General features: G+C 52.5%; 20 protein-coding genes. 9 read left to right on the forward strand and 11 right to left on the reverse strand.

Translation table 11 applies throughout. The features are described 5' to 3' along the window. Nucleotides 1–91: 91 nt before the first annotated feature. Nucleotides 92–307 carry a helix-turn-helix transcriptional regulator gene (locus tag IQ265_RS04025; RefSeq protein ID WP_194051136.1) on the forward strand — a complete coding sequence of 72 codons (216 nt, stop codon included), beginning with the start codon at nucleotides 92–94 and terminating at the stop codon, nucleotides 305–307. Nucleotides 308–603: 296 nt separating this feature from the next. Further along, entirely contained in the window at nucleotides 604–1,119 is a 516-nt protein-coding gene (locus IQ265_RS04030; RefSeq protein ID WP_347404908.1) for a tyrosine-type recombinase/integrase, read from the forward strand. Nucleotides 1,120–1,179: 60 nt separating this feature from the next. Here IQ265_RS04030 and qatD read toward each other — a convergent pair whose 3' ends face one another. The 4 genes from qatD to IQ265_RS04050 all read right to left on the reverse strand — a co-directional run bounded on the left by qatD (nucleotide 1,180) and on the right by IQ265_RS04050 (nucleotide 5,745). Beyond that, nucleotides 1,180–1,908 (reverse strand): Qat anti-phage system TatD family nuclease QatD, encoded by a 729-nt coding sequence (gene qatD, locus IQ265_RS04035; RefSeq protein WP_194050898.1) that lies wholly within the window; start codon nucleotides 1,906–1,908, stop codon nucleotides 1,180–1,182. Beyond that, nucleotides 1,905–3,224 carry a Qat anti-phage system QueC-like protein QatC gene (gene qatC / locus IQ265_RS29805; RefSeq protein ID WP_194050899.1) on the reverse strand — a complete coding sequence of 440 codons (1,320 nt, stop codon included), beginning with the start codon at nucleotides 3,222–3,224 and terminating at the stop codon, nucleotides 1,905–1,907. The genes qatD and qatC overlap by 4 nt, the downstream gene beginning before the upstream one ends. Beyond that, nucleotides 3,206–3,829 (reverse strand): hypothetical protein, encoded by a 624-nt coding sequence (locus IQ265_RS04045; RefSeq protein WP_228037550.1) that lies wholly within the window; start codon nucleotides 3,827–3,829, stop codon nucleotides 3,206–3,208. The genes qatC and IQ265_RS04045 overlap by 19 nt, the downstream gene beginning before the upstream one ends. Nucleotides 3,830–3,957: 128 nt before the next feature. Continuing rightward, nucleotides 3,958–5,745 carry a KAP family NTPase gene (locus tag IQ265_RS04050; RefSeq protein ID WP_194050901.1) on the reverse strand — a complete coding sequence of 596 codons (1,788 nt, stop codon included), beginning with the start codon at nucleotides 5,743–5,745 and terminating at the stop codon, nucleotides 3,958–3,960. 835 nt (nucleotides 5,746–6,580) lie between these two features. Between IQ265_RS04050 and IQ265_RS04060 the strand changes: the two genes are divergently transcribed. Then, nucleotides 6,581–7,495 (forward strand): tyrosine-type recombinase/integrase, encoded by a 915-nt coding sequence (locus IQ265_RS04060; protein WP_194050903.1) that lies wholly within the window; start codon nucleotides 6,581–6,583, stop codon nucleotides 7,493–7,495. Between the two features lie 95 nt (nucleotides 7,496–7,590). Here the strand turns inward: IQ265_RS04060 and IQ265_RS04065 are convergent, their stop codons facing one another. The 3 genes from IQ265_RS04065 to IQ265_RS04075 all read right to left on the reverse strand — a co-directional run bounded on the left by IQ265_RS04065 (nucleotide 7,591) and on the right by IQ265_RS04075 (nucleotide 10,147). Continuing rightward, entirely contained in the window at nucleotides 7,591–8,211 is a 621-nt protein-coding gene (locus tag IQ265_RS04065) for a hypothetical protein (protein ID WP_194050904.1), read from the reverse strand. Nucleotides 8,212–8,420: 209 nt separating this feature from the next. Further along, nucleotides 8,421–8,804 carry a DUF6876 family protein gene (locus IQ265_RS04070; protein ID WP_194050905.1) on the reverse strand — a complete coding sequence of 128 codons (384 nt, stop codon included), beginning with the start codon at nucleotides 8,802–8,804 and terminating at the stop codon, nucleotides 8,421–8,423. A gap of 266 nt (nucleotides 8,805–9,070) precedes the next feature. After that, nucleotides 9,071–10,147 (reverse strand): PDDEXK nuclease domain-containing protein, encoded by a 1,077-nt coding sequence (locus tag IQ265_RS04075; protein ID WP_194050906.1) that lies wholly within the window; start codon nucleotides 10,145–10,147, stop codon nucleotides 9,071–9,073. A 195-nt stretch (nucleotides 10,148–10,342) separates the two neighbouring features. Between IQ265_RS04075 and IQ265_RS04080 the strand changes: the two genes are divergently transcribed. Further along, on the forward strand, nucleotides 10,343–10,924 hold the full coding sequence (locus IQ265_RS04080; protein WP_194050907.1) for a hypothetical protein: 582 nt from the start codon (nucleotides 10,343–10,345) through the stop codon (nucleotides 10,922–10,924). On the opposite strand, the gene IQ265_RS04085 is transcribed toward IQ265_RS04080, so the two are convergent. Beyond that, entirely contained in the window at nucleotides 10,911–11,111 is a 201-nt protein-coding gene (locus IQ265_RS04085) for a hypothetical protein (protein WP_194050908.1), read from the reverse strand. The two genes, IQ265_RS04080 and IQ265_RS04085, sit on opposite strands and share 14 nt — an antisense overlap. Before the next feature lie 511 nt (nucleotides 11,112–11,622). Between IQ265_RS04085 and IQ265_RS04090 the strand changes: the two genes are divergently transcribed. The 3 genes from IQ265_RS04090 to guaD all read left to right on the forward strand — a co-directional run bounded on the left by IQ265_RS04090 (nucleotide 11,623) and on the right by guaD (nucleotide 16,206). Further along, entirely contained in the window at nucleotides 11,623–12,366 is a 744-nt protein-coding gene (locus IQ265_RS04090; protein ID WP_194050909.1) for a hypothetical protein, read from the forward strand. A gap of 13 nt (nucleotides 12,367–12,379) precedes the next feature. Continuing rightward, the gene (locus tag IQ265_RS04095; protein ID WP_194050910.1) at nucleotides 12,380–14,107 is read left to right on the forward strand and encodes a pentapeptide repeat-containing protein; all 1,728 of its coding nucleotides are present in this window, start codon (nucleotides 12,380–12,382) and stop codon (nucleotides 14,105–14,107) included. Between the two features lie 734 nt (nucleotides 14,108–14,841). Continuing rightward, on the forward strand, nucleotides 14,842–16,206 hold the full coding sequence (gene guaD / locus IQ265_RS04100; protein ID WP_194050911.1) for a guanine deaminase: 1,365 nt from the start codon (nucleotides 14,842–14,844) through the stop codon (nucleotides 16,204–16,206). Between the two features lie 48 nt (nucleotides 16,207–16,254). Here the strand turns inward: guaD and kaiC are convergent, their stop codons facing one another. From kaiC to IQ265_RS04115, 3 genes are all read right to left on the reverse strand, one after another. Beyond that, nucleotides 16,255–17,811: a circadian clock protein KaiC gene (gene kaiC / locus IQ265_RS04105; protein ID WP_194050912.1), complete on the reverse strand. Its 1,557-nt coding sequence runs from the start codon at nucleotides 17,809–17,811 to the stop codon at nucleotides 16,255–16,257. Between the two features lie 388 nt (nucleotides 17,812–18,199). Beyond that, nucleotides 18,200–18,514 (reverse strand): circadian clock protein KaiB, encoded by a 315-nt coding sequence (kaiB, locus tag IQ265_RS04110; protein ID WP_017301921.1) that lies wholly within the window; start codon nucleotides 18,512–18,514, stop codon nucleotides 18,200–18,202. A gap of 86 nt (nucleotides 18,515–18,600) precedes the next feature. Beyond that, entirely contained in the window at nucleotides 18,601–19,464 is an 864-nt protein-coding gene (locus IQ265_RS04115; protein WP_228037551.1) for a circadian clock protein KaiA, read from the reverse strand. 223 nt (nucleotides 19,465–19,687) lie between these two features. Here IQ265_RS04115 and IQ265_RS04120 point away from each other — a divergent pair, with 223 nt between their 5' ends. After that, complete coding sequence (locus IQ265_RS04120) at nucleotides 19,688–21,745, forward strand: histidine kinase dimerization/phospho-acceptor domain-containing protein (protein ID WP_194050913.1); 2,058 nt, start codon at nucleotides 19,688–19,690, stop codon at nucleotides 21,743–21,745. 175 nt (nucleotides 21,746–21,920) lie between these two features. Next, nucleotides 21,921–25,670 (forward strand): EAL domain-containing protein, encoded by a 3,750-nt coding sequence (locus IQ265_RS04125; RefSeq protein WP_194050914.1) that lies wholly within the window; start codon nucleotides 21,921–21,923, stop codon nucleotides 25,668–25,670. Nucleotides 25,671–25,680: the final 10 nt, after the last annotated feature.

Below are 25,680 nucleotides of genomic sequence, written 5' to 3' on the forward strand. Positions count from 1 at the left end.
TGGTGTTGTCAGTATACCACTTAACTATCTAGTTGTGAAGCTAACATCGCAACTAGCTAACAAGGTAAGATTATTGTGGCTACTTAAATTTATGAAGGTAATTTGCTATTTGGCGAAGTTAATGGAGGAAAGAGGCTTGAGTCAGGCAAGCCTAGCGGAAGCTACCGGACTGAGTCCCAATACTGTAGGGAAGTTATATCGCAACCAGTTCAGCCGAATTGATATGGAGACTATTGTGACCTTATGTAAATACTTAGGTTGCCAAAGCATCAGTGAACTTATCGAGATTGAAGCTGCTGACCGCTAAATCCTTTTGATAGATTTAGGAATTGGATGCAGCTTGCTAGTAATAGCTGTGCGAACTCGGCAGTTCCTTAAAGAGTTGAAGCTTTACTTTCCATAATTAATAGAGATCTATCCGGTGCAGCGTGACTGAACACGACGTATGAGTAGGTAGTAGGGAAGCCGTTTATTCAGGTGAATCGGTGATAGGTTGGGATCCCAAGGCTAGAGAGTGAAGCATCGAGTGAAGCGCGATAAGACGCCGGTGCTCAGCGAGAGGAGGGGAAGGAGCTTCTCTCAAGTATCGACACCGACCACATTGTGGACCTGCACGATCGAGCGCTTATTGCAGCAATGTTTTTTAGCTTTGCCCGAGTTAGTGCTGTGCTTGGGATGAACATTAGTGACTATTTCTCAAAGGGCAAGCGGTACTGGTTCCGGCTCCACGAAAAAGGCGGCAAGTACCACGAAGTGCCGGTGCATCATACCGCTCAAGAGTACCTCGATCTCTACATGGATGAAGCAAATCTCTGGGAAGAGAAAGTTACTCCCCTCTTCCAAACTGCACCCCGACGCTCTCGCACACTTACTGGTGTTCGGTTACAGCGTCAGGAAGCCTGGGCAATGGTGAAGCGCCGTGCGCTTGCAGCTGGAGTCAGCACTGAGGCGTGTAATCATACGTTTCGTGCGAGTGGTATCACCAATTTCCTGCGTAACGGTGGCAGCCGCGATAATGCTCAGAAGATAGCAGCGCATGAAGATATTCGGACGACTGCGCTCTATGATCGGCGAGAGGATATGATTAGCCTCGATGAAATAGAGAGGATACGACTTTAGTTTAGGGTAAAGGGTTTATCGATATGTTACTTAGATGACCGACGCGCTTTTTAATAACAATTAACTGCTGCAAAGAAGGCTTTTGAAATTATTAAAAATAACCTCTCTTGATTCTTCTTCCCTAAGTTTCCAAATATCAGAAATCTGTTTAATTGATAGCTCAGCATCCCAAGGGAAGAGTGGTTTTCTGGATATTTTAGCAAAAGGACCATCAGTTTCTGTTAATACATGATCCATTGGTATTTCCGAGACTAAAGACATACCTTTTTTTGTGGCCAGCATGGCAGGACCAACCGAAAACCAACATCCCATGTCGATGGCTCTTTTTAATTCTTTCTTGGTACCACTAAACCAATGCAAAATCGGAGTTCCTGCTATTCCTTCTAATTCATCAAGTACAGCATTGGCGCTTAAACGACTATGGATACTCATGTAGCGGCCACCTTCACGATCTATACTCTTAAGAATATGTCGAAAAACTTTAAGCTGAATATTCCAGTGTTCTTTATATTCTTTGCTGCCATCTAAGCCTATTTCGCCTATGTACTTAGTGCTAGGAAGCAGGGCATCAAATAGCTCAACCTCGTGAGCACGTTGGTGAGCTATTTGAGGGTGTAATCCTAATGCAGTACGAATTCGCTGACTGTCCTCAGCTAGTTTGCTTGTTCCATTCCAAGCTTTGGGAGTGGTAGTGACTGATAACACATAGATTCCTCTCTCTTTGCATTCGGCTGCAACTTTATACGGATCTGAATACAGATCTAGGTGACAATGCATGTCAATAATCATGCTATACCCTCTGCTTGTAGAAGTGATTCGACTTCATGAAGTCCGTTCAAAAAGACTTCTTGAAAGGCTGTAAATTCACTAGGAAGTAAAGGGCCGCTATCGGCAATCCAGGAACCTAAATTTTTATTCGATTTTTGCGCGATCGCAATTGATATCGCTAACAGATCGTCTCTCCGATTAGTTTCACCCAAGACATCTTTAAGGTTCTTAAACGTATACTCATTAGCCTCATTGAAATTAATTTTATGCAATGCTGATCGACGAATTATACAAGGCACGCACACTCCGCACTGCTGATTCTTTCGCTTCCAATGACTGCAAGACACTGTAATATCAATAATATTCGCTAGCAGTCTTTTGTTGAGACATTCTGCTGCCATTTCGCCTTTTGTTTTGAATTGGTAGGGATTGCTAATACGACAGGGTATTTCTGCTTCATCGAATAGCTTTTGAATACATGCAATAAAATATGGATGCGTTGTTCGTGTGCTAAGAGAACCAATCCGTCTCGACGTCAATGGAGCGTTCAATGAAATAAAGCCATTTTCAGGAACAATTAATTCAACGCTTTTTTGTTGATTTACAGCCTTTATTGCAAAAGCACCAACAGCCCCAAGTGCAAGAAAATTAAAACTCCGTGTTCGCATTGTGATGTCGGTCTTGCCATTAAATGATATCGGGTTTGCATTGACTGCAAATCGCGAGTATCGGCCAGAAAAAAATTGAGCAATTTCTTCCTGGCGGCTCTTATCGCCTGTGTAGGAATGGCTCACCAATAATGGTGCTCTTCTTTGCTCAAAGAGATCTATAGCACCTATAGCTGAGTCTAGACCGCCTGAGAAAAGGCAAGCACAATCTAAATTCCTCAATTTCACAAGATGAAACCTGTCGCGCCGACGGTAGGGAAATGGTGGTGAATATCCGCCATTCTGGAAATTGAATTTCCAAATATCACCGCTCAAAAAATGGAGTGCTGATTGAAGCTCTCCTTTTAATGGCTGCCATCGATCAGGCTCGCACAGTGGTAGATGAATAGAAATATCCCGTGTCCATCCATCGGCAGAGTCACTGCGTAGGACAAACGTATCTGCGGCTGTTACAGCTAAAGCAATGGTTAGAAAGTCCATAACTTGAGCGGGTATTCTCACCCCGAGACGCTTGACCTTTTCAGTAACCTGATTGCCTATGACAGCGACATCGCCTCTCCCTCTTCCACTCAATCCATACATTTGTACTGGCAGCAGCTTCTCACTTGCAGGGGGTAGCAAGCTAAGGTCATGGTGAAAGACTAATAGTGTCACTGGTAGTCCTCCCATTCCTTCCAGGCGTCAATAATGGCCTGCCGCTCAATCTGAACCATTTGCTGCCGGGAAAGTGACCTAATGTTGCCAGCGAGCCTCGGGGCCATATGCTTATCAACTACTACTTTTATCAATTCGCGTAATTCTATTTCTGCACGAATTGCTTGAATCGGAGTGTCAGCTTTATTCCAGGCTTTACCAGCATTATGTACTATCTGCAGGAAAATACTTTCTGCTAGATAGCCAATCATTGTATTGACGATCACATCATCGGTGATGGACGCAGGATCGAATGTTTCCACTCCATCCAGAGCTTCCGCTAGGGCGTGATTTATTGCGGCACGAATTTTTTCGGAATCCCCATCTACTGGAGTTAATGCCTGAGCAATGGTAGAGATTGCTAATTCACAGGGAAGACCTGTCAGGTTCCTGAGATCAACGGTGCGTTCGCCTGGTTCAGCAGGTGCGCCACTTAATGTGCCGTAAAGTCCGCCGCCAGCCCGTGAGACACTACCCATGCGCCTAGCAGCACTTCCGCTACCACCAGTTGCTTCGCGGGCATAGTGACCTAGGGCGTGCTGCAAATCGTTGCGGTTGCCACTGGACACAAAGCTGCCCATGGCTTGTCTAAAAGGTTTAAATCTCGCGTCTTGCGGTGCAGGTACAGGTTGTCCTGGTTGGTCATCTGCCCAAGGTGGCACTAAAGGAGATCTGCCACCTGGACCTGTGCTTGATTGTGACGTTCCCACTAACTACCCTCACTGAACCATCTTTCATCCTTTAGTGACGTTTTCATCCACGCTGGCGGCTTATTACCTGACTCCAGTTCACCAAGATATCGAACAAATATTTTGGCTGTCTCGGGTGAGTGCCTTGCCAAAAGACAAGCCCCAGCAAAACCTTTTGGCTTGCGTGACCAGTCGGAGACTTTCCTTAAGTGGGTAATTACGCCCTCCATAACCGGTATCTGCTCTTCCAATGGCAAGGTGCCAAGGACATCTCCTGCTGTTGGTGAGCTGGTATTCTCAGTATTCACGAGTACGCTAAGAACTTCACTTCCTACAGGAGACAGTCCAACTACATAAGCACCAATGGGCATGGTTTCTCGGCACAAGTAGATGGCGGCTCGCAAGTCTACCTCACTCAACTTTGGTTCGAGCTGAGCCCACTCAGCGATAAAGGCTTCTGTAGTCGGATTAGCAATCCACGTCTTGGGAACGTCACTTGGAATTTTACCACCCTCTTCTTCGAGCTGTTTAAGTATGGTAGGCTTGCCCTGTTCAGCGTCTACTAGACGATAAAAATCTGCGGTTGCACTTGCGCCTACACATCGCTCAAAGATTACGAGCTTTGTGATGATTGCTTCTTCTAAGGGCATAGAACGGCGACGAGCAATTTGAGAACGCATTTTTACGACGTTCAGTAGACGTTTTACAATCCTTGGATTCCCATGGATGATTGGAGAGTTAGCTAGCAGCGGGGCTATCCGGTCTGCACGGGCGAATGCCTGAGCTAGATCCCCCTCCTCTGACTCGCCAGTCAACCTTAAGGCATCCTGCCGTGAGATAGGGGAATTTTTCCACGACTGTTGTAGGTCTTTCTCAAGTCCATCGCGGAGGGATTTCAGTCTTTCCTTAGCAAGACCATGGTCTATAGCGAAGAGCATGAACAAGTAAGAACGAACTTCTCGTAATCCTGCTTTAGGTACTCGGATGGGAACCTGAATCAGCTTGTCCAAATAATCAATTTGGTGTCTATCAGATGCTCCCTTAAAGTGATCGGCTACGGTTGAGCGTATCATTTCCTCGTCAGCCGCGATGATGAACGCGGTGTTATCTAGGAACAAGAACAACCTTATGGCTTCAAGAGTATGAATGGTGTTAGTGGGTAAGCACCGATCAAGGTTGTCGATAATCACTACTAAAGGTCTGCCAAGCTCTTTAAGAATCTCACTGTATTCTTTTCGAAAGTCATCGATCTGCTGAGGGGGACTCTTTTTGTCCGTGGCGCTTAACAAACCTCCCACCTGTTCTTTTGCTTCGTTGGCAATATTGCCAAGATTTTTATATTCGTCTTGGGTCTGAATCCCATCAGATGCATCGCCAATTGCAGCAACGCCACGAGCCAAAAGACCACCGGTCGGAATACCAGCAAGAAAGGCCGCACCTTCAGCCAGCAGAGCCATTGCTCTAAATCCGTTCACGCGAGCGAGGAGACTGCGGGCCTTTTTGAATACGGGTTCATTTCCTGCAGCAGTTTTGGTCAATGCCGTTGCGATAGCCTCTAGCATCGCGGCTCGGACATCGTCATATCCCTGGTACAACCAGACATCGAACCTAATGACGATCCAGCTTTCTTCGTCCTTTGCTAAGCGATGTTCTATCAAGTTCAAAAGGGAGGACTTACCTGCACCCCAGTTGCCGAACACTCCTATTGAAACTGGCAACATGCCGTCTGAAGTAAGAATATCGACTGCTAGCTGGGAGACTTCGTCGAAATTAAGGTAATCTACTTCGGTTTCCTTATCTGACCACAAAGCTATTTCTCCCTGTAATGATTTGCTCTATGTCTCTATATAGTCAGTGAGAAGTATTCCACCTAATATATTGTTGTTTGCTTAGTCTGCAAACTCCGCCGTCACCAACTCACTCTCTAACTGAAGCTGCTCAACCGATGACATGCTCTGCTGAAGCGCTTCCGGCAGCGCATTCCCATCTCATATGTCGCTACCCTGATGGCTGACTTATACCCCATAGCGTGTAATGGACAAGCGACTGCTTCCGAGGTCGGCAGAGCTTAATTCAATGGAAAGCACTATAGCAGCCCTGCATAAGCGTTCCCACACTCTGGGCAAAACTTTGCTCTCAGCAGCACCGGCTCCCCGCAACACTTGCATGCACAGGTAAGTCCCTCTCCGCACCGCAGACAGAACTTGGCATCAGCAAAACCCCACCTGCTATCGGGCGAAGTACCAGGTGTCCAGCACCTGAGGCAGACCTTGTTGGAGTGCGGTGCCTCGACTGAAATCCCCAAACCGGCAGCCCGAAGATATTCAACCGGCACGGCAAGTGCGGTGGCGATTCGCTCGACAACCTGCCCTTTTAGTTTCTGCCCCTTCACGGTGCCATTTTCCAAGCGAAGAATGGTGGTGAGGTGCACTTGTGCACGGCGAGAAAGCTCGGTTTTGTTCATGCGCCGGGCTTTGCGCACTCGCTCCACATATGCCCCGAGGGTTTCCCTTTGAGGAGGAGTAAGCGTGGTGGTAGTTGTGGGTACTGCCATGGGGGAGTCTCACCGCCGATGTGGAGGAATTGCGCTTTCTACATCGCTCTACATACGGCATACTCACTCCACCATCAAGGGGGATGTTTATGGCCACACCTCGCACCGTGGCGCGGGTCGCACGTGAGCTGCTTGATAGCCCCGATCTTTGTCCACGGACTAGGAAGCTCTATGAGGGAATCCTTGCAGGGCTTGTGGCGCAGTGCGGCAGCATCTGGATAGGACAGGTCACTCGCGAGCAGGTTGAAACATACCTGAAGAGCCTAACCCGCTTAGGCGTGCGCACCCATCACCTCCACCAGACGGTGATTCACCGGTTGTTTAGTTTTGCCATCGAGCGAGATTTCTCAGAGAAAAACCCGGTCATGCTTATCAATCGCCGTAAGCCCGATCCAACCAAGGGCGAACACCGAAGTGACGAGGCAGTAAAGTACCTCACCCAAGCGCAGCTTAAGACCCTCATACGTGCTGCAAGCACAAACCCTCGACTCTCCGCTCTCCTATGGATCCTCTATGAAAGTGGTGCTCGAATCGCAGAAATACTCGCATTAAAGCTCAAAGACGTAGACCTGGCGGAGCGCCAATTTGATGTGATTGGCAAAGGTAACAAAAAGCGGTTGTGCTTTTACGGCAAACGGGCAGCCAGTGCACTCAAAGGTTACATTGAGCGCGATCGCCACAGCCCATCCCCTGCGCTATTCACAGAACGACTCACGCGATCGTGCCAGGTGCGCCCCCTCTCCTACGCCACCGCTTACCGAGACTTGAGAGAAGCAATCGACCAATACGAGTCACTCAAAGGCACCCGCTTCCACGACCTACGCCACACCTTTGCTACCGAGCGAGCCCAGATAGTCCCATTGGAAATCTTACGGGCGCTCCTTGGGCACGAGAAGATTCAGACGACGCTTATCTACCAAAAAATCACCTCGCGAGTGGCGAGGGAGAGCGCCGAGGAGGCGCTTCAAAAAATAGCGAAATCATGGAGCGGTACCGCTGCCTAATGTTGCGTTATTGAGAAGGCTTGCACGGACCGCAAGACTATGGCCAATAGTCTACAAAATAGGGACGAGGTAGGTGCGTCGCCTGCTACAAGCTATCACCGTCCATACTCCGTAATGACCTGCTCCAAAGTTGATTCCACTCGCTTTGGAAATCCCACTCCGTGCTTCTTCTCATCGGCAAGGTAGACAAGGCACCGCCGTTCATCCGAGGGAATAATCGCAGCGTATTTATCGAGCCATTGGTTGAGGTGTAGGTCGAGCTGATGGAGATCCTCGGCGAAGTCACGTCGGGCCTGAGTGCTGGTGCTACTGCTATGAAGAAATTGGCCGTTAGCATCGATCCACCGTTGCATGTCCTCATTCACTCTGTGGAGCGAGTTCATAGTGGTGCTCCGCAAAATAGCGTGTAGCTCGCGCTCCTCCTTCTCCATATGTTGGAACGCATCCGTAAACGCATTGTCGTAGCCAATGCCACGAGGAACGCTATTTTCTCCAAGCCGTAGGCGCAGGAGCTTGAGAAGCCGTTTAGCTTGATAGTTTTGACTACGGAAGATGCTGCCTGCCTCACGGAGAAGGTTTCTCAACGACTCAAGTTCGCGTAACTCATGCTGCCCAGCTGATCGACGGGCTTGCCACTCATCCCAACCATACTTTGCAAGAAACCCGAGCATTCCTGCAATCGCTGCAACCAGAGCTTCACTTAACCAATCGGGCATACCCGCACCTTCTGCCTGTGTAAGCAGTTATTGTAGAAGCTCTGTTCTTGAGAGAAGCACGAATCAATACACTTGGCAGCCCTAGGACTTTCTAATCATTCAACGATAGGATTTCAGGTACAGAGTCAAAAATCATGCAGGGCTAGAATCCAAAAACCTTTTGGCTCGGCCACGCCCTGCATTGTGTTTATGATCCTAATGAACCTCATCTAGTACTCAGAAGGCAGTAAAATCACGCCGTCCTGGCAATAGAGGGTGATTGAATTGAGCGGAAAGTCAGTGAACGGAATGTCCAATGTAATTGCCACATCATCTGAATCGCGCTCACAGATAAGCACCGCCGATCTATCGGTATTGACGGTCAGCCTCCAGAATTGAATTTGCTGGAGCATCGCATCATGGAGAATGCGAGGGTCAAACTGATAAACCGCGATTAGATCAATCAGCCAGAATGCATTTCCTCGCTCAGCTAGGTACAGGACTCCATCGGTGAGCAACACCCCCAAAGGGTGGGCGTACCATTGTGACGTACCTGTAAACTGTCGAAGATCACTTTCGGTGAACCGATACTCACTACCTTCTTCTTGGGGCATGGAAACTATCTCCTCCGTAGATAACAGTGTCCACAGAGGGCATGGAGAACCTTTGGTTCTAAACCATTGGCACTTTGCCCTGCATGGTTTCTATTCCATGCACAAGCACCGTCTACCCATAGCTATTTACTATGGAGCCTATGGAAAAAATCTGTGAGTCTTCAAGATAAAATTTTACTCTCGGCAAAAATACTAGCCCTTTCAAATCATACAGAGGTTTAATTTGAAAGGTTCTTACAGAGTGGGTAGCCAGGAGCTACTGCGTATTATTCAGGTAATGTTTCTGCTCCGTCTTCTTCTTTCTTCTCTTCAAATCGTGCGGCCACCGCTTCTAGCTCATTCTGGAGTTGTTTGACGGAGGGAAGCTCTCGGCTCACTGTTTCTGGGAGTGTGTCGGTAAGGGCGTATGTAGAGACTCCAATTGGTTTGGTCATTCCCTGGAGCGCATAGTGGACAACTGCCTGCCTATGCGAGCGGCAAAGGATGATGCCGATAGTTGGATTATCATTCGGGTGGCGGAAGGTGCCATCAATAACGTTTACATAGAAGTTGAGTTTTCCTGAATGCTCCGGTTGAAACTCTGTTGTTTTTAGTTCTATTACGACGTAGCAACGGAGGCGCACATGGTAGAAAAGAAGGTCAATTAAAAATTCATCTCCTTCTACTTCGATGCGATACTGACGCCCCATAAAAGCAAAGCCGACTCCAAGTTCGAGAAGGAATTTTTGTATATGATTAACGAGGGCTTTTTCTAGATCTCGCTCGGCAGCTTTCTCTTGAAGACCTAGAAATTCAAGATTGTATTCCGACTTCAGTAAACTTTGTGCGAGGTCAGAGTGTGAAGGTGGAAGCGTTTCGGAGAAATTGGTAATTGCTCCTCCCTGGCGAGCAAAAAGATTACTCTCAATCTGGTGGATTAAAACGTTTCTGCTCCACCCGTTCTCAATCGTCTTTTGGATGTACCAGACTTGTTGCTTATGGTCCTTGACCTTGTCGAGAATGGTGCAGTTATGGAACCAGGGGATTTGTGCAGCAAGCTGCTGCACAATTGCTTCATCGGGGTAGTTCTCCGCAAATGAGCGCATATATTTGAGATTTCTGGGAGACAATCCTTTCATCTCTGGGAATTCAAGTTTCAGGTCGAGTGCTAGTCGCTCGATGACCTTGCTCCCCCACCCTTGCCCTTTCTGACGATCCAGAATCTCTTGCCCAATATGGTGATAAAGGAGAACAAGCTCCTTATTGACGGCTAGAGCGGCTTTAATCTGTCCCTGGCGAATCCGCTGCTTGAGGCCCGTTAGAAAAGCTTCATACCCTTCAATGACCAGATCAGTTTCGCTCACGGTCTCGTTCCCTGGTTATCACTTTTCAGTCTTCTTCTCTCTTAACGGTGTTGGAGCAATATGCCAATCTTTTGTAGCGCATTCCCACCTCGCCCCCCTCCTTGGCAGGTGGTCGATTTTTGTTGACGGCAAATTCCTATACTTTACTCTTGAAGGCCTAAAACGCTCTATTACCAACCAACCAGCGCGAGTGGCATGGGTAGTGGCATAGTACAACCCGGAGATTTTGCTGACCTCTTGATGGTCGCGATCACGTTTATCGCCACGGTGGCTAACATCCTGCTGTGGTTTACGACTCGGGCGACTTTGAAGGTGTTAGTTGAGCAAGTACGGCACCAGTTTGCTACTAGCTATAGCGTTGCCCAAGGAGATGTTATCAGCGCCCATCGGGAACTTTTCTTCGGCATCCTCAATAACCCACCGCTCTTGGAGAGCTTCACGAAAGCAAACGGCCTCGATACGAAAGCATGGGAGATTGAGAAGATCTCAGAGTTCCTCATCAACCAGGTGCTTATCGGCTACGTCAATTTTAAGAATGCGATCATCAGCGAAATCTACTTTGAGGGCTTCAAGCAAGATGCGCGATCGCTTTTTCGATACCGAACCGTGTGCCAACACTGGGCGCGGGTAAGCAACGTTCATTCAGACGACTTCCGCCAGTTTGTAGAAAATGAGCTCCTTCTACATGAGAGTGTAGCCAAGGAAAAAGTGGCTCCCCCAAGTACGGAAGAGCCACTCAGCAGTAATCAAGAGCTTTTAATCGTTAGCCACGGATAAACGCGATGAGCTCTGGGGTGAGTTCAACTACATCCTCATGGCCAGCAAGAGCAAGGCTGTCTCGGGCAGCGCCACTGAGGCGATTCCCTTGCACGAACATCCGACCTTGCTCGTCGCTGTAGAGCGCGGGACACATGCCACTGTTGCAGGGAACAAAAAGGGTTGAAAGTTGCTGCGAACCAGACATAGGAATTCCTCCTGGGAAAACGTGTGAATAACAAACGAATACAGGATCCGGAACTGGCCTATTTCTCCTCACTCAGGGCCAGAGGTTAAGGCGGGTCGCCTTGTGGGCCATGATAGCACGATGGCATCAAGTGGATGCCAAGTGAATCCAAAAGCATCAAATGCCTTCCTGCCGTAGCTCAGGGATACCATGGTGTTGAGCTGTACTATGGTCAATGCTTTGTGAGTCAGCGCGATCGCATCTCTGTTGATGTCAGTGATATTCGAGAACAAGTTGAGACATGCCGCGACGATGTGGCTTGGACAGAACTTCCACTTGCAGCAAAGCTCCGTGTTCTCATCAAAGAGCGGCTAGCTCAGTTGGTAGATGAGAATCAGGGGAACTCAGAAGTTAATGTTCGGCAGGAACCATAATATTTTCATGAGTGTGTAATCTAAGACTTTGAGTGCTTTTACTTACTTCTGGTAAAATTTAATGGTTGGTACAGATTAAAGGGATGTTTTTTCTGCCCATGAATGTTCATGGCTTGACTGAGAATCGTTGTGCTGACTGTCTCTTTTTGGCTTTGCGAGTGGACAAAGCCGATACCTCATCCGCATGGGAAGTTCCCCTCCATCTAACTCTTAACTTTAATGAGCAGTGGGAGAACATTGCTTTAGGTCGAGTGAAATTTGGCTTAAGAGGCGGAGAACTAACATTAACCGTTAACAACGGTCGTGTTCCTTATAGCTCAAGATTTTTAGTACAGGATCTTGTTGTGTCTATAAAGAAAGGCTTAACTATATCTAGCAATATTGAAACTCAATATGATGGTGAGGGAACCCTTTCAAAGGAAGGAATTGTAGCTCGGTTGAGTTCCTCTACTAAGAAGAACTCCAGCAAAGTTGAGGTTGAGGAAGTCAATTCATGCCAGGTTTCTACGAAAGGATCTGAAAAACAGCCTAAATGGTCTTTTCGGTTGAGATCGCTGGATGAATTAGTCTTACTAGGGCTCATCGAGAACTCCTTATGCTATGTCCACATAGAAGATGAACCTTGCAATGTTGAAGCTCGATTCGAGGTTTCTAAATGGGATGTCTGGATTTTGGACGCCGAAGGAATATGGCCACGAGATATCAGTGCTAACAAGAGAGCATTTATAGAAAGAGAGATTGTTTTTCATCTCCTTAGCTCCAAACTTCAACCATATCTCAGCCGCATAGTATTACCCTTAGTAAACTCCCTTCCTGAGAAAGATCTAGAACAGTCCTATTAGAAACTGTCGAACTATGGATGAGCAGCTATTCAACCGTATTCAAAACATAATTGCTGCGGAAACAGATAACTTCTTGGAATTGGCAGCTATAGTCGATAGAGATCCTCTGAAAGATTTTGCAGGGGCAAATTTAGAGGGGGTGAATCTTCAAGGAGAGAACCTAGAGGGAGCCGATTTTTCGAAGAGTAGACTCTCTGGAGCGAATTTACGTGGTGCTAACCTTCGGAGAGCAAACTTGGAGGGAGCCTGCCTCATACAAGCAAATTTAGAGTCTGCTGATCTGAGAGGCGCGAACTTATCAAATGCAGATTTGACTGAAGCTAATCTCCATGGAACCTTTTTGACTGCTGCAAATTTGGAAGGAGCAATCCTACCATTAGTTAGCATAATCACAACAGAGATAAATGCCGAAGGTGAAGCTTCAGATTTAGTAGGTGCAGAGGTTGTGCAATCAGGGAATACCCTTCGTGTTACTGGGGGACGCTCTTGGGACTTATTAGAGGATTCGTCGCATTTCGAAAATCTCTCTCCTGCGTCTTCTGAGAATATTGTCTATCAGCATCTTCAGTATTGGCGAAAACAAGAATCTCCCAGTCAATTGATTAATCGTTTTCGCCAATTGTTTTTTGATACCAATAATTATCCCGATGCTTTAGTAGCTCAAGCTTTAATCGATCTATCTAAGAATTCTTCATCAGATCGAGAATTCAAATACATTATCAATCGCTGCTTCTACACTTTGATTAACTTTTGGTACACCAGGCCAGAGGACCACTGGGCTATATCAGAACTAATTAGTTTGCTTGAGGAGCCTATTAAAGTTTCATATGTACAGGACAATGATTCTAGATTGAAGAGCTTAATTCGTGATTTTACATTGACGGAGCAGTACTCGGCTCTGGTTCGGTTGCAACAGCTCTTTCTCAATAATGGGCTGGAACAACCTACCCTTACATCCATTGAGAGTAAGCCTTTGTTTTATTTGCTAAGTCACTATCCATTCCTCTACGACAGCACATTGCTCACCAAAGACAGCGGTCAGATTCAAAAGCAACATATTGCTGAGATGCGCCGTAAGGTAGAGCTTGATTTGAGTATTCAACTTGCTCGGTTTCATTCCTCGCAAATTGGCCAAACTAGGCACATTAGTATTCGCAATCCTACTCTTTTAGAACCATCAGCTCTGAACGAAGCGCTTACATATTACACAAGTAAGTTTGACGGTACTCGTAGCATTAAGGATGAGTCGCGTTATTTTGCTGCATACAGTAAAACAACTCGATCCTTCCGTGACTTCAAAGATGAATTTGTTGATTACTTAATCAACCCCATTGCGGCCGTAGAGTCCAAGTACAACGACAACCACTTTACCCGTAGTCTCCGTCAGTATTTAAGGGAAACCCTTTCGGAGTTCGACGCTCAACAACTCAACAGTTTTATTTTGGTAGAAACCTGCCGCCGTCTTCTCAATTTCTTAGTAGTCGACAGCCCGCAACGGCCAGTATTTCGTAACTTCCGACACTTGCTGAATGATATTGGCTATGTTTTGACTACAGGCATGCTGCTACGGGTAGTACTCTTTTGTTCAGCAGTTAAACCGTGGCTTGAGCGCTGTTTCTCGATAATCTTTAACATTCATGAGAAAGAAAAATGCCAGTCTGTCCCTTGGGTGGTAAATAGTCTAGAGCATACTAATATTGCTTTAATTGGTAACTTTGGGAATGCTGGCCTCCAGTTTTAGTGTTTAAAGGTATGGCATAAATCAGCATGGGCTCGGATTATACTCCCCAAAAAGCTATTCTACGCTTATGATGCAGCGCATAAGACTTGGTCTATAGCGCATCCTAGAGGGCACATAATTCTTAACAAAAACTATTGGGGTAAAATTGGGGTAATGGAAATTTCCGAACCCTGAAATGCTTGAAAATCCGTCATTTCACGTAGCCTTCCAAGCTAATGATGGGGGTTCGATTCCCCCCACCCGCTTTTTCATTTTTGCCTAGGCTTATTTAGGCAGGTTCAGGCCATCAGTTCGGTAATGGCTGGTTGCTCTAGTGGGCCTACCCGCTGAGACATCGGTTGTGCTCAACCCTGGCGAAGCGATCGCCTAGCTTTCTGCGTGAGTAGGCAGCATATCCTTAAATAATTCTTGGTTGGGTTAAGTGAACCTTTTGAGGTATTTGCCAACCCCTCGCCTATGATTTTAGTAACTGAAAAGCATTGAAAGAATGAATGCTTTCATTAGCTTTTATGCTTGATTTCAGGCAGTCAACCAGCGCACACTGAGGGGTAGTTCACGGTTTCTGGCCCAATAACGTCTTTCGCAAAAAACACATTCAATCTGCTAAAAATCAGCCAAACATTTCTTTTTAAGATTTCACGTCTGAGTTCAGTGAAAGATGAACGAAAAATGCTTTGGCATTGATGTAGGGTTAAAGCGCGGCACAAAACCGGCAGTAGAGGCTGAAAATATCTATGGGGCAACCACTGGCATCATCCGGTTTTCGAGGCGGCACTGTGGCTGTCAGAGGCGCACTGCTAGACTTTGTGAATGACCCCTTCTACGAGTCTGAGGCCGAGGCGGTGCGCTACATTGCCGACGGGCTGCTGCTGGTGCGGGAGGGAAAAATTGAGGCAGCGGGCAGCTACGCCGATTTGGCGGCAGACCTGGGCGATCGCCCCCTGATTGACCACACTGACCGCCTAATTACCCCAGGCTTTATCGACACCCACATCCACTACCCCCAGACGGGCATGATGGCGGCCTATGGTGAGCAGCTGCTGGAGTGGCTCAACCGCTACACCTTCCCGACCGAGCGCAAGTTTGCCGATGCCGACTACGCGCGGCAGGTAGCCGAGCTATTTCTCGATGAATTGCTCAAGAACGGAACCACCACCGCCCTGGTGTTTGCGGCGGTGTTTCCGGCCTCAGTGAATGCCTTCTTCGAGGCTGCCGAGGCCCGCCACCTGCGCATGATTAGCGGCAAGGTGATGATGGATTGCAACGCCCCCCACTACCTCCGCGATACGGCCCAGTCCTCCTACGACGACTCCAAAGCGCTGATTGAGAAATGGCACGGACGGGGGCGGCTGCTCTATGCTGTCACCCCACGGTTTGCGGGCACTTCTACCGAAGCCCAACTGAAGCTGGCGGCAAAACTGTTAGACGAATTTCCCGATGTCTACCTGCACACTCACCTGTCCGAGAACGTCAGCGAAGTCGCCTGGATTCAAGAGCTGTTTCCCCAGTACGCCGGATATCTAGACGTGTACGACCAGACAGGGCTGGTGCGGGCGCGATCGCTGTTTGCTCACGGCGTGCAGCTCACCGATGCCGAGTTTCAGCGGCTCTCCGAGGCCAAGGCGGCGATCTCCTTTTGCCCCACCTCTAACCTGTTCCTCGGCAGCGGCCTGTTTCGCATCGAGCAGGCCAAAAACCCAGAGCACCCGGTCAAAGTGGGCCTGGGTACCGACGTGGGGGCAGGTACCAGTTTCTCAATGCTGCAAACCACCAACGAGGCCTACAAGGTGGCCCAGCTGCGGGGCCAGAAGCTCTCGGCTTTTAAAGCGCTGTTCTTAGCTACCCTGGGCGGGGCCAGGGCGCTATGCCTGGAAGATACATTGGGCAGCTTTGACCCCGGCAAGGAGGCCGACTTCGTGGTGCTCGATCCCCAGGCGACACCGCTGCTAGCCCTGCGCAATCAGGGGGGGATGCCCGAGACGCTGGCAGCATTGGAGGACTTGCTGTTTTCGCTGGTGATTATGGGGAGCGATCGCGCTGTCACCGCCACCTATATTTTAGGAGAGCAGACCTACCCGTCTAAAGTTGATAGCCTCTAAAAAACATTTTTGTGGGATAGCCGTCCGGCTGTCCAACTCCCTACCCCTCTACAGTTCCGAGTCGCCCTGTACGCCCTGAATAATTCGCGAGAGCTCGCTCTTTTCATCCACCGCGATGCGAGTGGGCGAACCGCTGATAATCCGCTCCAGATTGCGGAAGGAGTCCTTAATATCCGGCCCCTGGCTGTTGATGGTGTACTCGCGAATGCCCTTGTCGTGCCACGAACCGCGCATTTTAAACACGTTGATCGCCCGCGACAGTTCGCCCCGCACCTCCACGTACTGCAGCATCAAAATGGTGTCGGTAATGGTCGAAATGTGCGACTCGGTAATCGAGTGCAGCCCCATAAACTGCTCAGTGGTGTTGGTGAAAAAGCCGGTAATTTCTTCCTGCTTGGCAAACCCCGTCACCCCAATCACAAACTGCCGAAAGGAGTTGTTGCTGACGCCGCGATCGAGGGCTGAGAGCGAATCGATTGCCACCCGCGACGGCTTGAACTGAGAAATTTCGGTTTTGATAATTTGCAGGTGGTCTTCTAGACCCGCCGACTCGGGGTAGGCGCAAATAATTTTTAGTAGCCCCTGCTCTTCCATCGCCTCAAAGTCGACCCCCCAGGAGTAGGCGTTGCGGGAGAGCTGGGCACGCGACTCTTCGTAGGCAAACAAAATTGCCCGCTCGCCGCTCTTGCAGCCGTCCACCAAAAACTTGCTGACCAGCAGGGTTTTGCCCGTGCCCGTCGCCCCGGTAGCCAGAATAATCGAGTCTTTGAAAAAGCCGCCGCCGCACATTTCGTCTAGGGTGGGCACCCCCGACGACACCCGCGCATTGGACGATCGCTGAGTCAACTGCATGGCCCCCAGCGGGAAGATATTGACGCCGTCATTGGTGATGGTGAACGGGTACTCCCCCTTCATGTGGGTGGTGCCCCGCAGCTTAAGAATCTCAATGGTGCGGCGGCGGCGCTCTCCCTCCAGAGCGTTGCGCACGATCACCACGTTGTCAGAGACAAACTCTTCCACCCCAAAGCGGGCCACCGGGCCGTACTCGTCGAGGCGTTCAGTGGTCATTACGGTGGTCACACCCATCAGCTTCAGGCGGGCCACCAGGCGAAAGATCTCGCGCCGCACCACTGAGGCCGCGTCGTACTGCTGAAACACCGCCGTCACCGAGTCGATCGAGACCCGCCGGGCCTTGTACTTGCGAATGGCGTACTGGATGCGCTCAATCAGCGCCGACAGGTCAAAGTTGCCCACCACATCCTGGCCCTCGGGGTCGGGGGAGGCGTCAAGAATAAACAACTTGCCGTCGTCGATCAGGCGCTGCAGGTCCCAGCCAAAGCTGTAGGCGTTTTGAATAATATCTTCGGGCGACTCTTCAAAGGTGACAAACACCCCAGGCTCGTCAAACTCGGTGATGCCGTTGTAGATAAACTGCACCGCGAAGAGGGTTTTGCCGGTACCCGAGGTGCCACTCACCAGGGTCGATCGCCCCGCCGGCAGGCCCCCGTGGCTGATATCGTCGAAGCCCTCTATGGTTGTGCGTATCTTCTGCACGCCGACGGGCCGCACAGAGGTCTGCAGTTCGGTCTGGTCAGAGTCTGTCATGGGAGATGGTTACAGATATCGGGCAGAGTGACGGCCCTTAATAACTTACAGGACATCCTGAGGATCAAGCATACCCTGAAGCGGCTACCCTAAAGGATTTTGAGCCTGTTGGGCGATCGCCTTAGACGACGATAGTAGGCCACCTGCGGGGAGCAAACGGCTGATCTCGGCAGCTACCTTAACTCTAGAATTCGCTACTCGATCTGGGGTTCCCTAGCCTGCCTACGCTCCCGCGTCAAAGGTGTTTAGAGGGCTAGCGGCAGCCGGTTACAAAACGCCGTGGTTGACTTGACCCGTTGGCCCACCCGAGCAGCAGCATCCTTCAGGGTTAAAGGGAGGCAGCCTGGCTCCAGGTCTATCCCCTAGAGCGCGGCCGTGCTGTCGACGGCTACCCGTAGATATCGTCTTCGCGCAGCTCATCGTAGAGCAGGTCGAGGCCAATCAGCACCCGTTCGCGGTCAGACAAATCGCCGATGATTTTGCGCACCGGCGGCGGCAAAATTTTGGCCAGGGTTGGAGTTGCTAAAATCTTGTCTTCTTCGGCCAGCTGTGGATTCTTGAGCACGTCAATAACCTTCAAGGCGTAAACTCCCTGAAATTCTTCTTCCAGAATGTTGTTGAGGGTTTTGAGGGCGCGAATGGAGTTAGGAGTGTTGCCCGCAACGTAGAGCTTGAGAATGTAAGTCTTTTTAACGGAGCTCATGGAACGCTTTGGTTGACAGGGACATGGATGATTGTATCGGGCGGGAAGCATTGGGGTCGCATAGCCTTTCACTTCAGGCTTACGAGTTAAGATTCACGGGGAATCGATCGCCGGTACATTTCGCAGAGATGGGCAATCACATCGATCAGGGTGAGACGGTAGTCAAGCAGAATTTCTTCGCTCCGCCCCTCCAGCTTAAGCTGCTTGGAGAAGCTATCCATCAGCTCCATGTGAATTTCAACAATTTGGGCCACCGAGATGTCGGACATAAAAGCCTGATCGACAAAGTCATCGATCAGCTGGTTGAGGTTGAGGTTGTGGTTGGTGGCGAAGTAGGCCAAGACAATTTTGCGGTAGTCGCTCTTGAGTTGGGCGAGCAAAGTCTGGCGGTCTTCCCGGCTCAGGTGGCGCAAAAACTGGCTGGGGTTGCGTTTGTAGTAAACCCCCAGGTAGCCTAGCCGGGCCTTGAGTTTTTCGGTGAGCTGGTGTTGCTGATTGCTAAGGCTGGCGGCCAGAGGGCTAACCTGGTCGGCAGGTGCAGCGTTGGAGGCAGCTGAGTCGGGCTCCGGCAGGCGTAAAAACTCCTGAATGGCGGCCTGAATGGCGCGCTCGACCTGGGGCAGCGCCCCTAGGGAATGGTGCACCACAGTGCCCGGATAGTGGTCTGACTGGGGCACAGGTCGAGCGATCGCTTCTGGATCGGTAACCAGTACCACCACCGGCAGCACCAGCTTGAGTTCTTGCAGGGCGGGTCTGAGGGCGTCTTGCCAAGCCTGCTCGTCAACCACCAGGCAGTCGGGAGGCTCAGGACGGCTCTGGAGCCAGTCTAGGGCATCGCCAATCAGGGCCGTCGGATGTACTACGTATCGGCTCGGATCCAGATTTAAATCGGGAGCCTGCTGATCCTGATCACCGTGGGTCAGGCGATAGATCTGAAGGGGAGAAACCAAGGGGGAACAGGTAATGAGCAGGACAACGGAAAGAACAGTAGGGTGACACACCCTAGGGTAACCAGCGACAGTGTTTCTCAAGCCGTCGTCTAGACGCTGGTGAACAAAGGCAACACTGCGGTGAGAAGGTGAGCAAAAACCGGGATATTGTCAATTGTAAAGGGTGGTTGCCAGAATACAGCCCGCCCCCAAATTTGGAATCAAACCCCTAGGGGATTAGCCCATGGCGCTGCCGCCCCTCAACTACTTTTTAGCCCCTGTTCCAGCCTACGGCCTGGTCACCCCCCTTGGCGAGATTGCCCAGGCTTTGGGGCAACCCACAGGAGCGATTCAGGGCGGCGCGGCGGCACCCAGCCACATCATTGTGGTTGACGACGAGCATCGCCCCTTGGGTGCGGTAGCCCTAGGGCAGCTGTGGGCCAGCCATCAGGGCCAGAGTATTTCGTCTGAGGCCAGTGCTGAGCTGCGGCTGTTTGACTGCCAACCCTGGCTAGAACCAGTAGTCGAAGTTTTTACCAACCAGACGTTGGATCTCGCAACGCTGAGCAACCTGGGGCGACTGGCCCAGGGCATGCCCTCGCGGCCTTTGGTCGTGGTCGACCCTGACGGCCAGTATGTGGGGGTTTTAAACCCGATTCGGCTGCTCGGCTGGCTGGTTGAGGCTGAATCGGGCTCGCCCGAACCTGGGCTAAACAAGACCAAGTCGGGTAAGACCCTAGCCCCTGACTCGGCTCGGGGAAGCAGTGGGCAGCGGGCCTGGGTGCTAGAACTGAGCCACGCCCTCAAGACCCCCATGACGACGCTGCTGGGGCTGTCTACCCTGCTGCTCGACAGTCGGGTGGGGGCACTAAATGAACGTCAGTTTCGCTACGTCAGCCTGATTCAGCAGGCCATTCGTAAGCTCACCGGCCTGGTCAACCTGCTGATCGACTGGATGCGGCTGGAGGCGGGTCAGATTAGCCTCAACCTGGAACGAGTCTACCTCCAGCCCCTGGCCGACGAGCTGGTGCCCAGCTTTTTGAGTGCCCAGCCCGCGCTCAAAGCCTCGGCGACCTGGGCCGAAGACTTTACCGTTTGCCTGGCTACCGCTGAGGGTTGGGTGCAGGCCGACCCGCTGCGCCTGCGTCAGAGCCTGCACTACGTCTTGGGCTACCTGATTGCCCACGGTGCGCCGCCGGCCGGTCTGATCGTCGAGCCGTGGGGCAGCTGGCTGAGCCTTACCCTCTGGAGCCCGACGGCGATCGCTAATCCAGGGCCACCCCTGGGGGCAACAATGCCTGCTGAGGGGCGATCGCAGCCCGCCCTGCAGCCCGACCCTGAATCGCTGGAGGGGCTGGGTCTGGGTCTAGCCCGTCGATTTAGCCAGCTCCAGGGTGGGGAGCTGAGCGGCCACAGCACGCCTAGCTGGGGTAGCCGCATTACCCTGCTGCTGCCTGCTCCGGCGGCTAGCATCAGCGAAACCGTGCTGGTACTGCTGAGCAGCACCAACGAAGCCATTATTGAGCAGATCTACAGCAGCCTGCGAGGTAGCCCCTACCGCCTGGCGGTCGCCCCCAGCTGCCAAACGATGGCGGCCCTGCAGGCTCGCCTGGCTCCCCCCTGTACCTTAATTCACTGGGAGTCGCTGGCCGACACTCCAGCGGCCCCCGCCGATTGCCTAGCTCTGGTGCAGCGTTTAGCCCCGGCTGGGGCAGTCAGTCTGAGGTCGGCCAGGGTAGACCCCGACAGCAGCCCCGGTCTCGATTCAAAATCTAATTTGGATCAGGCGGCGACCCCTGGGGCAGCCTTGACCAAGACACTCTTTACCGAAACCCTGGCTCAGGGGCTCAGGCCGACCCTCGATCAAATTTGCCTAACTCCGCCCGTTTCGCTGTCGGCTCTCAAGGGGCTGACCATGCTGCTGCTGCGGCCAAGTGAGGCAGAGGGCGTTTTGCCACCGCTGGTGCAGACCTGGCTGCAGCGGTACCACTGTCGCCTGCTGCAGGTCGATGATCTGCAGCAGGCCAACTTGCTCAGTCGGGTATGGCAGCTCCAAGCCGTTATTTTGGATGGGGCGGTGCCGGTCTCGATCGCCTACCTGCAGGCGCTGGCCCGCCAGCCGGACCTGGCTCGTCTGCCCTTGGTAGCCCCAGTGCCTCCCGTCGATTGGGAAGCGGCCCAGGAGCTGAATCTGCCCCTGGTGGCCTGCCCAGAATTACTCACCCAACCGCTACCCGAGGCCCTGGTGAGTCTTATGCAGGCGATCGCGCTGGCCCGCCACAGTGACTTGAGCGGTGCCTAGATTGACCCAGACTGGCCAACGCTGCAACGCCACCTGACCTGATGCAAGCCCTCAGCAATGGCCTTTGGTGGTCGGTAACGGTCGCTAGAGTACAGCCAGACATCGTTCCTAGAGGTAATTTGGGGCATATTAAACCAACAACCGTGGGGCACCGAACCCACCCTGCCGATGACCTATGCACGATTCTGAATCTCGTTGCCCTGACGCCACAGTTGGTAATCGTTCGGCTCGGCTTACTTCCACCCCCGATTGTGGGCTGTACTGGCTTATCCTGGCGCTGCTGGGCCAGGGTCGTTTGCCGTCTGGCAACCCCGCTGCTCCCCAGCGCCTAATCGACGTGATGCCGGGGATTGTGTTTCAGGCCGATGGGGATGCCAACTGGTCAATGCGCTACCTCAGCGCCGGGTGCTACCCGCTGACCGGTTACCAGCCAGCGGAGCTGCTCAGCCCAGACAGCGCGGTATCTTACAACACAATTACCCATCCCGACGATCTGCCCCAGGTGCTGGAAAGCATTCAGCGGGCGAGCGAGTCTGGTCAGGCCTACGAGGTGGAATACCGCATTCGCACCCGCAGCGGCGAGGAAAAATGGGTGTGGGAAAAGGGAGCCGCCGTTGTGGGCGACCAGGGCGAAATCATTGGCATTGAAGGCTTTATTACCGACATTACGCCCCTAAAGCAGTCGGAGGCTGCCCTGCGTCGGGTAGAGCAGGCCCTAGAGGCCCGCGAAGACCTGCTAGAGCTGGTGCTCGACAGCATTCCCCAGCCCCTCTTTGGGAAAGATAGCCAGGGCTACTACCTGGGCTGCAACCAGGCCTTTGCCGAGGCTGTGGGGCTAGCGGCCCCGGCCGATATTGTTGGCGGCACCGACGGCGATTTGCCCTGCCTCAGTGCCGAAGAAGCGGCCTACCGCAGCGCCCGCGATCGCCTGGTGATGACCCGGGGCATGGCTGACCTCCACGCCATTGAACCTCAAACGCACCCCAACGGTCAGCTGGGTTGGGTTGACTGCAGCCGTCTGCCCATGCGCGACTCCACAGGCACCGTGATTGGCGTGCTGTGCACCTTTGAAGATATCACCCAGCAGATTGCCGACCAGGAAACGCTCAAGCGACGAGAGCAGGTTTTGGCCACCCTGGCCGAAATTCAGCGGCAGCTGTTGGCCTGGCAGTGGGGCTGGCAGGAGCGCCCCATCACCCACATTTTTGCGGCCCTAGGCGAGATCTCGGGGGCCAGCCGGGTCTACTACTACGAACTCAAGGAAGGCTACGAACCTCAGGGCACCTGCGAAGCGCCGGGGAGTCAGTCATCGCGGTCTTTGACCCTGGTGCAGCGAGTCGAGTGGTCGGCTCCTGGCATACCGTCTACCGCCAGCGATCCCAGATTTCAAACGATGCCAGTCGAGCCGGTCTTTGCCGACTGGCACACCACCCTGGTGCAGCGGCAGGTCATTAACCTGGTTGAGGGCGACTTTTCTGATCTGCAGCGCCAGGTGCTGACCGCTGCCCCCAGCTACGTCAAGTCGCTGCTGCTGCTGCCCCTGGTGATTCAAAACCAGCTGCGGGGGGTGATGGGTTTTAGCAACTGCACCACCCCCCGCCCCTGGAGCGACGCTGAGGTTGACCTGCTGCGGGTCGTGACCGCTGACTTGGCTCTGGCCCTGGAGCGACGGCAGACCGAGCTGTCGCTGATGCGGGCCGAAACTAAGTATCGCAGCATTTTTGAAAACGCCGTTGAAGGCATGTTCCAGAGCACGCCCCAGGGCCAGTATTTGACCGTAAACCCCATGCTGGCGAGGCTCTACGGCTACCATTCGCCTCAGGATTTAACTCAAAATTTGACCGACATCAATCAGCAGCTCTACGTGCAGCCCGGTCGTCGCCAGGAGTTCATCGATCTAATCTGGGCCAACGGGTCGGTGCTGGGGTTTGAGTCTGAGGTGTACCGCAAAGACGGGGCCGTGATTTGGATTTCGGAGTCGGCGCGGGCCATCTACGACGATCGCCAGGTGCTGATTGGCTACGAGGGCACCGTCGAAGACATTACCGATCGCAAGCGGGGAGAGGCAGCCATTTTGCGCCGCGATCGCCTGCTGCAGGGGGTAGCTGAGGCCAGCCAGTGCCTGCTTACCACCGCCGACGTGCAGCAGGCGATTCCCCAGGTGCTGGCCCGCCTGGGCCAAGCCGCCACCGCCGATCGCGCCTACGTCTACACCCACCATCCCCAATCGGTGACGGGCGAACCGGCCATGACCCTGCGCTACGAGTGGACCACCCCTACCACGCCCTCTGGCCTGGGCCAGCCCTACCTGCAAGACCAGGGCTATCGCACCCTGGGTCTAGAGCGTTGGCTGTCTCTGCTGCTACAAGGGAAATCAATTTGTTCTCTGACCCGTCACATGCCTCCCGCCGAGCAGGCCGTGCTGCTGAGAGACGGCATTCTATCTGTTTTGATGGTGCCGATTTTTATCGATGCTAAGCTGTGGGGCTATATTGGCTTCGATGCCTGCCAGCAGGAGTGGGAGTGGAGCGCCAGCGACGAGTCGATTTTGGTAGCGGTGGCGGCGAGTCTGGGCGGAGCTATCAAGCGCCAGCAGACCGAGGCGCAAATGTGTTACCAGGTGTACCACGACACCCTGACCGGGCTGCCCAATCGCGCCTTTTTTGACCAGCATTTGCCCCAGGCGATCGCCCGCACCAGCCAGAGCGAGCAAATGCTGGCGGTCATTTTTCTGGACCTCGACCACTTCAAAACCATTAACGATACCCTCAGCCACGCGGTGGGCGATCTGCTGCTGCAGCAGGTAACCCAGCGCATGAGCACCGCCCTGCGCACCGAGGATATTGTGGCCCGCTGGGGCGGCGATGAGTTTACCCTGATTTTGCCCAACCTGACCAGCCCAACCGATGCCGCCAAGGTGGCTCAGCGCATCGCCGACCAGCTAACCCCACCCTTTTTGCTGCAAAACCACGAGCTACACGTGACGGCCAGCCTGGGCATTGCCCTGTTTCCCCAGGACGGGCAGGATATGACTACCCTGCTGCAAAACGCCGACGCCGCCATGTACCGGGCCAAGCAGCAGGGCCGCAATAACTTCCAGTTTTACACCCAGGGCCTGAGCACCGAGGCTGCCCAGCGGCTCAAACTAGAAAGCTTTTTACACCACGCCCTGGGCCGCGACGAATTTGTTCTCTACTACCAGCCCCAGGTGAATGTGGCCACGGGCGAAGTCGTGCAAATGGAGGCCCTGCTGCGCTGGCAGCACCCCAAGCTGGGGCTGGTGGCTCCCTGCCAATTTATTCCTTTGGCCGAAGAAAATGGCCTAATTGTCCCGATTGGCGAGTGGGTGATGCGCACCGCCTGCACCCAGGTCATGGCTTGGCATCGGGCCGGGCTGCCCCTGGTGAACTTGGCGGTAAACCTGTCGGCCCGGCAGCTGCAGCATCCCAACTTGGTCAACAGTGTGGCCACCGTGCTGAAAGAAACCGACCTGCCTCCCACCTACTTGGAGCTAGAAATTACCGAGACCGCCGCCATGGCCGATATGGCCACCTCCATTGAGCGGCTGCAGGACCTGCGTCGGCTCGGCGTCAAAATCTCGATGGATGACTTTGGCACCGGCTACTCCTGCCTCAGTCACCTGAAACAGTTTCCCCTCGACGGTCTCAAGATCGATCGCGCCTTTGTCAAAGACCTGCCCCACAGCCCCGTAGACCAGGCCATGGTCAGCGCCATTATCGCTATGGCCAGGGGGCTTTCGCTCAGCCTGGTGGCTGAGGGGGTAGAGACCACCGCCCAAAGCCTGCGTTTGCATGACTTGGGCTGCACCGGCATGCAGGGCTACCTGTTTGGGCGACCCCAACCCCCTGAGACGGCGACGACCTATCTGCGCCCTGCCTATGCCCAGACCTGGCAGCGGGCGTAGGGGCGATCGC

Source organism: Nodosilinea sp. LEGE 06152 (genome assembly GCF_015207525.1).
Lineage (GTDB): Bacteria > Cyanobacteriota > Cyanobacteriia > Phormidesmidales > Phormidesmidaceae > Nodosilinea.